This is a genomic window from Pseudophaeobacter sp. 1A09344, assembly GCF_041008745.1.
Taxonomy (GTDB): domain Bacteria; phylum Pseudomonadota; class Alphaproteobacteria; order Rhodobacterales; family Rhodobacteraceae; genus Phycobacter; species Phycobacter gallaeciensis_A.
In genome coordinates this window covers 179,572-189,287 of record NZ_JAXGFS010000005.1, presented here as the reverse complement: position 1 = coordinate 189,287, position 9,716 = coordinate 179,572, and the positions used below count along the sequence as shown (strand labels likewise).

General features: G+C 62.1%; 12 protein-coding genes. 4 read left to right on the top strand and 8 right to left on the bottom strand.

The features are described 5' to 3' along the window. Window positions 1–18: 18 nt before the first annotated feature. Entirely contained in the window at window positions 19–1,038 is a 1,020-nt protein-coding gene (locus SM765_RS10930; RefSeq protein ID WP_065272876.1) for a ribose-phosphate pyrophosphokinase, read from the bottom strand. 107 nt (window positions 1,039–1,145) lie between these two features. On the opposite strand from SM765_RS10930, the gene SM765_RS10925 reads away from it, so the two are divergent. Further along, a complete protein-coding gene (locus SM765_RS10925) occupies window positions 1,146–1,739 on the top strand; it encodes a 2-hydroxychromene-2-carboxylate isomerase (protein ID WP_274837806.1) in 594 nt (197 codons plus the stop codon). Between the two features lie 7 nt (window positions 1,740–1,746). After that, the gene (locus tag SM765_RS10920) at window positions 1,747–2,592 is read left to right on the top strand and encodes an alpha/beta fold hydrolase (protein ID WP_274837805.1); all 846 of its coding nucleotides are present in this window, start codon (window positions 1,747–1,749) and stop codon (window positions 2,590–2,592) included. A 16-nt stretch (window positions 2,593–2,608) separates the two neighbouring features. Here SM765_RS10920 and SM765_RS10915 read toward each other — a convergent pair whose 3' ends face one another. Further along, the gene (locus tag SM765_RS10915; RefSeq protein WP_274837804.1) at window positions 2,609–3,034 is read right to left on the bottom strand and encodes a hypothetical protein; all 426 of its coding nucleotides are present in this window, start codon (window positions 3,032–3,034) and stop codon (window positions 2,609–2,611) included. 98 nt (window positions 3,035–3,132) lie between these two features. Here SM765_RS10915 and SM765_RS10910 point away from each other — a divergent pair, with 98 nt between their 5' ends. Next, on the top strand, window positions 3,133–3,984 hold the full coding sequence (locus tag SM765_RS10910) for a LysR family transcriptional regulator (protein ID WP_274837803.1): 852 nt from the start codon (window positions 3,133–3,135) through the stop codon (window positions 3,982–3,984). A gap of 13 nt (window positions 3,985–3,997) precedes the next feature. On the opposite strand, the gene SM765_RS10905 is transcribed toward SM765_RS10910, so the two are convergent. The 5 genes from SM765_RS10905 to SM765_RS10885 all read right to left on the bottom strand — a co-directional run bounded on the left by SM765_RS10905 (window position 3,998) and on the right by SM765_RS10885 (window position 7,941). Then, window positions 3,998–5,029: a threonine aldolase family protein gene (locus tag SM765_RS10905; protein WP_274837802.1), complete on the bottom strand. Its 1,032-nt coding sequence runs from the start codon at window positions 5,027–5,029 to the stop codon at window positions 3,998–4,000. Continuing rightward, window positions 5,029–5,502, bottom strand: a complete 474-nt coding sequence (locus SM765_RS10900; protein WP_274830156.1) for a YcgN family cysteine cluster protein — start codon at window positions 5,500–5,502, stop codon at window positions 5,029–5,031. Before SM765_RS10900 ends, SM765_RS10905 begins: the two co-directional genes overlap by 1 nt. Next, window positions 5,499–6,431, bottom strand: a complete 933-nt coding sequence (locus SM765_RS10895; protein ID WP_274837801.1) for a bifunctional riboflavin kinase/FAD synthetase — start codon at window positions 6,429–6,431, stop codon at window positions 5,499–5,501. The genes SM765_RS10900 and SM765_RS10895 overlap by 4 nt, the downstream gene beginning before the upstream one ends. 75 nt (window positions 6,432–6,506) lie before the next feature. Further along, complete coding sequence (locus tag SM765_RS10890; protein WP_065272884.1) at window positions 6,507–6,950, bottom strand: MaoC family dehydratase; 444 nt, start codon at window positions 6,948–6,950, stop codon at window positions 6,507–6,509. Between the two features lie 115 nt (window positions 6,951–7,065). Then, entirely contained in the window at window positions 7,066–7,941 is an 876-nt protein-coding gene (locus tag SM765_RS10885) for a TIGR01459 family HAD-type hydrolase (protein ID WP_274837800.1), read from the bottom strand. A 245-nt stretch (window positions 7,942–8,186) separates the two neighbouring features. Between SM765_RS10885 and SM765_RS10880 the strand changes: the two genes are divergently transcribed. Further along, window positions 8,187–8,633 (top strand): hypothetical protein, encoded by a 447-nt coding sequence (locus SM765_RS10880; RefSeq protein ID WP_274830152.1) that lies wholly within the window; start codon window positions 8,187–8,189, stop codon window positions 8,631–8,633. 52 nt (window positions 8,634–8,685) lie between these two features. On the opposite strand, the gene SM765_RS10875 is transcribed toward SM765_RS10880, so the two are convergent. Beyond that, window positions 8,686–9,624 (bottom strand): GlxA family transcriptional regulator, encoded by a 939-nt coding sequence (locus SM765_RS10875; RefSeq protein ID WP_274837799.1) that lies wholly within the window; start codon window positions 9,622–9,624, stop codon window positions 8,686–8,688. Window positions 9,625–9,716 lie beyond the last annotated feature (92 nt).

Here is a 9,716-nt window from a genome sequence, read left to right as displayed (position 1 = left end):
AGCGGGGCGCGCAGGCCGTCAGACGTGGCTGTAAAGCGACTCGTAGATCGGGATCAGGGTCTTGTCTTCGAACAGCGACGAGACCGAAGTTCCGTGCCAGATGTTGAGGATCGCCTGCGTGAATAGGGGCGCGGTCGGCAGGATACGGATGTTCGGCGCGGCCGAAACTGCCTCGGTCGGCTGGATGGTGTCTGTCAGAACCAGCGATTTCATCACGGAGTTGGTGACGCGCTCTACTGCCGGGCCGCTCATGACGCCGTGGGTGATATAGGCGTGTACCTCGCGCGCACCATTGTCGAGCAGCACCTGTGCCGCCTTGCAGAGCGTGCCGGCAGTGTCGCACATGTCGTCGACGATCAGGCAGATCTTGTCCGTCACATCCCCGATTACGGTCATCTCGGCCACTTCACCGGGCTTTTCACGGCGTTTGTCGACGATCGACAGGGGGGCATTGATGCGTTTCGCCAGCTCGCGGGCGCGGGCCACACCGCCGACGTCGGGCGACACGACCATCAGATCGGCCATGTTGTCCTTGAACTGGTGCTTCACATCCAGCGCAAAGATCGGCGAGGCGTAGAGGTTGTCCACGGGAATATCGAAGAAGCCCTGGATCTGCGCCGCGTGCAGGTCCATGGTCAGGATCCGCTCGATCCCGGCGCCGGTCAGCATGTTGGCCACCAGTTTGGCCGAGATCGGCGTGCGGGCCTTGGTGCGGCGGTCCTGCCGGGCATAGCCGAAGTAGGGGATCACAGCGGTGGTTCGGCGGGCCGAAGAGCGGCGCAGCGCATCCGAGATGATCAGCAGCTCCATCAGGTTGTCATTGGCCGGGTTCGAGGTCGGCTGAATGATGAACATATCCTCGCCACGGACGTTCTCGTAGACTTCTACGAAGATCTCTCCGTCGTTGAACCGCTCGACACGGGCATCCACCAGCCCCTGATCGACGCCGCGGTGCATGCTCATGCGGCGGGCAATGGAATTGGCGAGCGGGAGGTTGGCGTTCCCAGCGATAAGCTTGGGTTCGTTCATGGTCGGCATTGGCTGATATCCCCGGGCAGCAACGGCAATGTGTCAGATTCGTGATATTGAACCCCGCTTAGCATGCGCCTAGGTTCCAGCCTAGTTCAAAGCCGGAGAAAAGCGACATGGCAACAATTGATTTCTACTTCTCGACCCTGTCCCCTTACACATATCTTGCGGGAAACAGGCTCGAGCAGCTTGCCGCCGCGCATGATGCACAAATTACGTACAAACCGTTCGATATTCAGGCGCTTTTCCCGCGCACTGGCGGCACCGCTCCGAAGGACCGTCATCCGGCCCGTCAGGAATACCGCCTGATCGAGATGGAGCGTCAGGCCAAGAAGCTGGACCTGCCGATCAACCTGAAGCCCGCACATTGGCCCACCAATGCGGCGCCGTCCTCCTATGCGATCATCGCAGCGCAGAACGCAGGGGGTGGTGATCTGGGCGCCCTGGTGCAGAGCATTCTGCGCGCCTGCTGGGCCGAGGAAAAGGACATCGCCGAGGATGCCGTGATCCGCGAGTGCCTGACGGCGGCGGGGTTTGATGCCTCTTTGGCAGACAGTGGCCTTCTGGCGGGCGCTGAGACGTACGGTCAGAACCTTGAAGACGCGGTTTCCGCTGGTGTTTTCGGCGCACCCTTCTATGTCACCGGTGATGGCGCCAAGTTCTGGGGCCAGGACCGGCTGGATGATCTGGACCGGCACCTGTCGGAGTAAGCCCTGGATGAAAGATCTGCCGCACGACCTGCCACAACCGGTATTCTCTCGCAGTTTCGGGGAGGGGGCCCGCCAGATGCTGGCGGTGCACTGCTCGCTGGCGCATTCCGGGACCTGGCGCGGTCTGTGCGAGGCACTGGAAGGGGCCGTGACCATCACGGCCTTTGACATGCTGTCCCATGGTCGCAGCCCGGATTGGGACCGGCAGGGTGACTATCAGGATCGCAACACGGCGGCAGGTCTGTCGCTGATGCCAAAGGGCCAGCCGATCGATCTGATTGGTCATTCCTTTGGCGCCACAGTGGCGCTGCGTATGGCGCTGGCCCGCCCGGACCAGGTGCGCAGCCTGACCCTGATCGAGCCGGTTCTGTTCCGGGTCGCGCTGGAGGATGATCCGGAGATGAGCACCCGGGTTCAGGAGGAGAACAGGCCCTTCCTGGACGCTTTTGAAGCCGGGGACGAGGCGCTGGCGGCACGGCTGTTCAACCGCAGCTGGAGCTCGGGCGCGCCGCGCTGGCCGGATCTGCCCGAGTCCACCCGCGCAGCGATGACGCGGGCCATCCATATCGTTCCGGCCTGTGACGCGGCGGTCTATCAGGACCGGCCGGGGGTTCTGGCGCCGGGCGTTCTTGAGGCGCTCGATCTGCCGGTCCTGCTGCTGCGCGGCAGTGAAACCAACCCTATCATCGGCGTGGTCAACGACGGTCTGCTGCGCCGCCTGTCCAACGCCCGATCTGGGGTGATCGCGGACGCCGGGCATATGGTGTCGATCACCCATCCTGCCGAAACCGCAGCCGCGATTCGTGCCTTTTGGAGCGATACAGACCGCGAAACGGCGCCGGAAGGCCGCTAGGGCCTCCCGGCTTCTATCACAATGTGGTGATTGTGGTGACGGTCTCTCTGAAGAAATCGAGCTTACCGGCCTCCTCGTGAGAGGTGATATAGGTGAGGCTGCGCACCATACCGTCCCGCACGCCGTAGAAGAACTCCTGCTCAAAACGCGTCATCGCCCAGCCATTGCCGAGCGGCGTGGTGGAGAGGTCAAGAATACGCGTGCCCTTGGGGAAGACCTCGGTCCCGAGCCGGGCCAGCAGGCCGCCAAGCTCACTCACGCCATTTGCCTGCTGCCAGCTGGTGTCGGCCTCATCCTTGTAGTGATCGATACGGAAATCAATGTCCTCGGCCAGAAGTCCGAGGATTGCAGGATCTGCAGCCTCGAACAGGCGCAGGACCTGATCAATCACAGGGCCCTGAGATTGATCATTTGATGTAGGGGTGCCCGTCTGGATGTTCATGGTAAGCTCCACTTTCTTGCTGATGAAAAGAGTGGGGTCTTTCTGGCAGACCGTAGGCCTATAGGTAATTGCTGGATCGACTATCCATGGTATAGCTGATGCCTATGAATGATCTTGCGCCACTCAGGTATTTTCGCTCCGCTTATGAAACCGGAACCTTCAGCGCGGCGGCGCGGCTGAACGAGGTGCGCCAGCCGTCGGTCTCTGCCGCCATTGCCCGGCTGGAGGCGCATTACGGGGGGCCGTTGTTTCACAGGGGTGCTGCGGGGCTGGTGCCGACGGATCTGGGACGTGAGCTGTACCAGATGGCAGGGGTGGTGTTGAACAGCCTCAACCAGATGGAGGATCGGCTGGCCCGGCGGGTGCGGCCCGTGCTGCGTCTCTATTGCTTTGCGGATGTGCTGACTTCGCCCTTCGAACAGGGGCTACGGGCAATCACCCGGGATGCGGAGGGCGCGGTGCTGCAGTTCACTGACGATGCGGCACTTGCCGATGTGGTGCTTTGCGCCGAAGACTGCGCGCCGCAGGGCATGCCGTTCCGATCTTTGTGGGAAGAAGGCTATGGCGTAGCCCTGCCTGTCGGGCACGCGCTGAGCCGGGAGGCCGAACTGAGCCTCGCGGATCTGGCTGAGGTTTCCATGATTGCGCGTCCCTATTGCCCCTCGGCAGATCTGTTCGGCGGGGTTCTGCAGGATCCTGGCCCGGAAAAGGCTCTGCCTGTTGCGGCCAAGGCCATGCACGATGCCCAACTGCTGGATCTGGTCGCGGCCGGGCTGGGTGTGGCGCTGGTGCCGATGTCCCATGGCCGTGCTTCGCAGCGGATCGTGGTGCGCCCGCTGCGCGACGCCAAGGATGTGCGCCGCCGGATGGGGATTGCTCATAGACGGACCAGCTTTGCCGCTGGGGCGGCAGATCGGCTGGCCTCGGCGCTGACAGGGCAGGGCGCCTGAGGCGCAGGTCAGATTACAGAAGGTTCAGAAAGGCGGTAATCTCGTCCCGACTGATCGACCAGTCGCAGACGAAACGTGCGGTGACCATTTCATCCCCAGGACCATCCAGCGGGCCATCCCACAGGTGATAGACCGCGCCTGCATCCAGCAACCGCTGGTGAGTGGCGCGGGGCAGGGCGGCAAAGACCATATTGGCCTGCGGCATCTCCAGCGTGGCACCTGCGGCCTGCAACCCGTCGGCCAGGAAAGCGCAGGAATCATTGGCAGCCTGCGCGCTGGACAGCCACAGGTCATCGCGCAGATAGGCCAGCATCTGCGCCGACAGATAGCGGTGTTTTGAAAACAAATGTGCCCCGCGTTTGCGGCGCAATTCGAATTCCCAGGCGTGTTTGGGATCAAAGAAGATCACGGCTTCGACGCCCATCAGCCCGTTCTTTGTGCCGCCAAAGGACACCACATCGATCCCCGCTTTCCAGGTCATGTCCGCAGGCGAGCATTTCAGCGACACCAGTGCGTTGGTGAAACGCGCGCCATCCAGATGCACCGGCAGGTCATAGTCCTTGGCCACGGCGCAGAGGGCGGAGAGTTCATCGGTGGTATAGACAGATCCGCGTTCGGTGACTTGTGTGATGGAGACCGGGCCGCGTTGCGGTCCGTGCACGCCGCGCACTTCCTCACCCGCGATGCTCTGGCGCAGGGCCTCGGCACTCATCTTGTCGCCGCCCGGCACCAGCGTCAGCTTGGCGCCACCGGTATAGAATTCCGGGGCGTTGCATTCATCCTCGTGGATATGGGCCACGGGGCTGCAAAAGATCGTCTGAAAGGGCTGCGATAGCGTTGCCAGCGCAAGGGAGTTGGCAGCGGTGCCGGTGGCGACCAGATAGATCGCTGCCTCGGGAGCTTCGAAGATATCGCGCAGGCGGTGGCGCACCGCCTCCATTTGCGCATCGGCGCCATAGCCCATGGCATAGCCCATGTTTGCCTCTGTCAACGCCTCCAGAACCTCGGGGTGCACAGGGCCGGAATTGTCAGAGGCGAAAAACATCAGATGGGCTCCTCGATGATATGGTCTTCCCAGTCTTCTTCGGGGGTGTCGAATTCGGAAACGGTCATGCCCTGTACGGATACGCCTGCCTCATGCACGCTGTGCGGGCTGCCGGTTTCCAGCGGGTGCCACGCGGGCAGCGGTTTGCCCTCCCACAACAGGCGATAGGCGCAGGTCTGCGGCATCCAATAGGCGTGGGTGTCCAGATTGTCCGGCTTCAGCACGATACATTCGGGAATGAACTGGTGGCGGTTCTCGTAATGGGCGCAGCGGCAGGTCTGATCGTCCAGCAGGCGGCAGGCCACGCGGGTGAGGGCGACTTCACCGGTGTCTTCGTCTTCCAGCTTGTTGAGACAGCATTTGCCGCAACCATCGCAGAGCGCCTCCCACTCCTTCTGAGACAGCTTGTCGAGCGGCTTTTTCTCCCAAAAGCGCGGGGTCAGGCCGGAGCGTTCAATACCAGATCGTTTCATGCGTTTGCCAGTATGTCGCGGGCCTTGGCGCAATCGGCGTCCATCTGCGCGATCAGCCCCTCCAGCCCGTCAAAGGTCATTTCGGGGCGCAGGTACTCCACCAGACCGACCGACAAGGTCGCTCCATAAAGATCACCGGTGAAGTCGAACAGGAAGGTTTCGATATTGGGATGATCGCCATCGAACATCGGGCGCACCCCGACCGAGGCGGCGCCGTGGTAGCTGCCCTTGTGCGGGCCATCCAGCACATCGACCAGCACCGCATAGACGCCGAATGCGGGCGGGTGCAGCCCATCGATGGACATGTTTGCAGTGGGGAAGCCCAGATCACGGCCGCGTTGTTCGCCGCCGATCACGGTGCCTTCGATGCGGTGCCAGTGCCCCAGCATCGCCGCGGCGTCGCGAGGGCGGCCATCGCTCAGCGCCTGGCGGATCGCGGTCGAGGAGACGGTATGTTCGGAGTACTCCATCAGCGGCGCGATGGTGACGCCAAAGCCCAGATCCTGCCCAAAGCGGATCAGATCCTCGGCGGTGCCGGCGCGCCCCTTGCCGAAACAGAAATCGGCGCCCACCACCACGTGTTTCAGACCCAGACCTTCGGCCAGTACCTTGCTGGCAAAATCCTCCGGGGGCAGCCCGGACAGGGCGGCGTTGAAATTCAGCTGATAGAGCTTGTCCACGCCGAGTTTTTCCAGCCGCGATGCGCGCGCGGCGGCGGACATCAGGCGAAAGGGCGGCGCGGCGGGGGCAAAGAATTCGCGCGGATGCGGTTCAAATGTGACCACGCCCAGAGGGGCCTCCGGCGCCGCCTTGCGGGCCAGATCGATGACCGAGCGGTGACCGCGGTGAACGCCGTCGAAATTACCGATCGCGGCAGAGGCGCCGCGATCCCGCTCTTCTACAAACTGATAGTCACGGATGATGCGCATGGCGCCTGCCTAGCGCCCTGTGGCGGGGCTTGCAAGCGCGCGATGTGCTGCCGTTGCGGACAGGGCCGCGCCTGGTCAGTCGAACTTGCGCGAGGGCGCCATCACCATGGCTTCGCCGACCAGAACCTTCTTGCCATCGACCATGCAGCGGCAATCGAGTTTGACCCGGCGTTTGTCGATCTGGATGTCGGTCACTTCGACCTCGGCCAGGACCATGTCGCCGGGGCGCACGGGGGCGAGGAATTTGAGTGATTGGCTCATGTAGATGGTGCCATGGCCGGGCAGCTGCTCCCCGATGACGGCGGAAATCAGACCGGCGGTCAGCATTCCATGGGCAATACGGCCTTCAAAGATGGTGTCTCGGGCATAATCGTCATCCATATGGACCGGGTTATGGTCAGTCGAGACATCGGCGAATTTCTGGATGTCCTCATCCGTCACCACCTTCCGCAGGTAGCGGACCATGCCCATTTCAATGTCTTCGATGCAGATGGTTCCGCGTGGCAGGTTATCCAACATGCGCCCCTCCGGGTTGACTGGCTCGGGTAGATGCCTTTGAAATTTTTGGACGCATGGGCGCCCTGTTCTGCAACTTTATTACTTTGCAGTTGCAGAAAATCAAGGCTTTTCTGATCTACCGCAGGCGACCGATGGTAAAGGTCGGCGCGCTGTTTTCCTTGGTCAGGTATGCGGTTAGCGCCTCTGGTTCCGGTTGGTGCGACGTTTTGGTTTCCGATGCCGCAAGCCCGCCCGAGATGAAGAGGGAATCAATTCCTTCCCCCATGGCACCCGAAACATCGGTGTGTGGGCCGTCGCCGATAGCCAGAATATCGCCATCGGCAATGTCCTGTCCCAGCTCTGCCAGACGGCGGCGGGCCAGATCATAGATCGGCGGATGCGGTTTGCCGAAGTACAGGCTTTCCCCTCCCATTTCCGTGTAAAGCCGCGCCAGCGCCCCGGCGCACCATTCACGAGTCTCGCCCCGGTCCACCACGATATCCGGGTTGGCGCAGAGGAGTTTCATGCCCTTCTGCTTGGCATAGAGAAAATCAGCCCGGTTCACGTCGGGATCTGCCATCGGATCAAAGGGGCCACAGCAGACGATGCCGGTTGCCTCTTGCAGCGGGACGCGCGTGATTTCGACAGGTGCGTCGATCATATGCAGAGGTTCAAAGAACCCCGCGTCACGCTGCCATTCCCCCATGAAATAGACCTTATCCCCCACGGCCCCGGTGAACATCGCGGCCCGCGCGGAGTCGCCGGAGGTTGCGATGGTGTCATAGGCATCCTGCGGCACGCCGAATTGCGCCAGCTGCTCAGCCACACCGGCCCGCGGTTTCGGAGAGTTGGTGAGCAGTACAACGATGCCGCCACGCTGGCGGTAGGCCTGAAGGGCGGAAACGGCCTCGGGGTAGGCGGTGATGCCGTTGTGCACACAGCCCCAAAGGTCCACGAACAGCGCCCGGTAGGGATCGGAAACCTCGGCAAGCGTTTCGATGATGCGGGTCATGATCGGGTCCTTTCCTCTGTGAAACTGCGGGCGCGGCAATACGGCGCCAGATATGCCCGAGTTCCCATCCCCGCGCCAGCTTGAATTCCCCGTGCCCGATGCGGCGGGTTTCGGCGCAAGACAGGACCTGGTGGCGAGTCTTCGCCTAGGCGGAGCAAGATGTGGTGGGTAGGGGTTTATTAAACATTCTGAAAACACAATGTGTGTGCGTGCGAACACGACAAGTGATCTGAAAAGGCATAGCAATGACATACAAAACCTTCACTCAACGACTTGCACCGGCAATGGCCGTGGCCGTCCTTGTGGCATCGGCGCATCCGGTGCTCGCATCGCATGCAAACCCCTGGGCGGAAGAGGACGACGAGGTCCTGTCCCAGTATCACGATGAAAATCAGGCGGTTTCCGAAGACACCCCGGGCGAGGATGAGATGAACGGCGTCATGACCCGGAGCGCGCATGGCAAGCTGGGCACCGCGGGCAGTGACACTGGCCAGGGTAGCGGTGGCGGTCAAAGCGCCGATGCGGGCGGTGCCGGAAATGGCGGCGGTGGCCATGGCGGCGGCAACGGCGGTGGTGGTCAAGGTGGCGCCGGAAATGGCGGCGGGGGAGCCGGAAATGGTGGCGGAGGAAATGGCGGTGGCGCTGGCAATGGTGGCGGACACGGTGGTGGCCATGGCGGTGGTCGCGGCTGAACCTATGGGACCAGTGGCGCCTGGCGCCGCTGGTCAATCTACCGCGCCGTGGTTACGGGTATTGTTCCTCCCGAAAACTGTCGAGGGTTCGACCGGTTCTTTTCCGCATTGCGCGGCGTAGCGCAGTTGCATCAGCATAACCCACACGAGCTGCGATCTCATCGGCGGTCAGGCCCCGGGTTCGGAGCAAACGGATTGCTTCCGTGACCCGTAGTGTCTGAACAAAGGCTGTCGGGGTCATCGCGGTAACGCGTTGCAGGTGCCGGGAAAAGGTGCGCGGAGACATGCCGCAGGCCGCCGCCAGTTCGGCAATGCTCACCTGTCGCCTGATGTTGCGACGTAAGAAGAGTTCGGCCTGCTGCAGATCGGGCGCTGCGGACAGCAAAGTGGCAACCGAAAGATAAGGCAACTGGCTGGGGCGGCTATCAGCCATCATGAAACGACGACAGTCTTCGGCAACGGCGAAACCGGCAAAGCGTTCGATCAGGTGCAACAACAGGTCGATGTGGGAGAATGCAGCCCCGGCGGTGACCAGTGGGCCATCCTCCACTACAATGTCACGGCTGTTCAATCGGACCCTTGGGTACATGGTCTTCAGCAAAGGGGCCAGCCACCATGTTGTCGTGGCCACCCGACCGTCCAGCAACCCTGCCTGCCCCAAAGCAAAACAGCCCGAACAGGACCCGGCGATGATCGTTCCGGGCGCGGCCAGTTTGACCAGAGCGTCAGTCAGCGTGGCGAACTGGACGGTTTGTGTCGTCTCACGCACCTCGCGTTCGGTCGCAAGACCCATCCCCGGCAGAATCACAAGCTGCGCCGAAGCATCCGGTGCAAGTGCCTGACTCGGAGCGAGTTGCCTGACCGTGAAATAGGGGGGCTTTCCGTTCATACGGGCAACCCGGTTGGCCGCCTCCAGCATGTCGCCCGAGATCGCGAGACTGGAGCGCTGGCAGGGATCGGGGCAAAGGATGATGGTGTCGATAGTGGGCAATTGTCCAATTTGGCCTGAAAGATGTCAAATGCGACACTATGATGCCGACGTGCCCCTGTCCATCTTGTGGCAAAGCCAAAAGGAGAGGCGTG

Excerpts from the sequence above, each read along its gene's own strand:
- SM765_RS10930 (WP_065272876.1), bottom strand. The coding sequence starts at position 1,038 with ATGCCGACCATGAACGAACCCAAGCTTATCGCTGGGAACGCCAACCTC.
- SM765_RS10925 (WP_274837806.1), top strand. The coding sequence starts at position 1,146 with ATGGCAACAATTGATTTCTACTTCTCGACCCTGTCCCCTTACACATAT.
- SM765_RS10920 (WP_274837805.1), top strand. The coding sequence starts at position 1,747 with ATGAAAGATCTGCCGCACGACCTGCCACAACCGGTATTCTCTCGCAGT.
- SM765_RS10915 (WP_274837804.1), bottom strand. The coding sequence starts at position 3,034 with ATGAACATCCAGACGGGCACCCCTACATCAAATGATCAATCTCAGGGC.
- SM765_RS10910 (WP_274837803.1), top strand. The coding sequence starts at position 3,133 with ATGCCTATGAATGATCTTGCGCCACTCAGGTATTTTCGCTCCGCTTAT.
- SM765_RS10905 (WP_274837802.1), bottom strand. The coding sequence starts at position 5,029 with ATGTTTTTCGCCTCTGACAATTCCGGCCCTGTGCACCCCGAGGTTCTG.
- SM765_RS10900 (WP_274830156.1), bottom strand. The coding sequence starts at position 5,502 with ATGAAACGATCTGGTATTGAACGCTCCGGCCTGACCCCGCGCTTTTGG.
- SM765_RS10895 (WP_274837801.1), bottom strand. The coding sequence starts at position 6,431 with ATGCGCATCATCCGTGACTATCAGTTTGTAGAAGAGCGGGATCGCGGC.
- SM765_RS10890 (WP_065272884.1), bottom strand. The coding sequence starts at position 6,950 with ATGTTGGATAACCTGCCACGCGGAACCATCTGCATCGAAGACATTGAA.
- SM765_RS10885 (WP_274837800.1), bottom strand. The coding sequence starts at position 7,941 with ATGACCCGCATCATCGAAACGCTTGCCGAGGTTTCCGATCCCTACCGG.
- SM765_RS10880 (WP_274830152.1), top strand. The coding sequence starts at position 8,187 with ATGACATACAAAACCTTCACTCAACGACTTGCACCGGCAATGGCCGTG.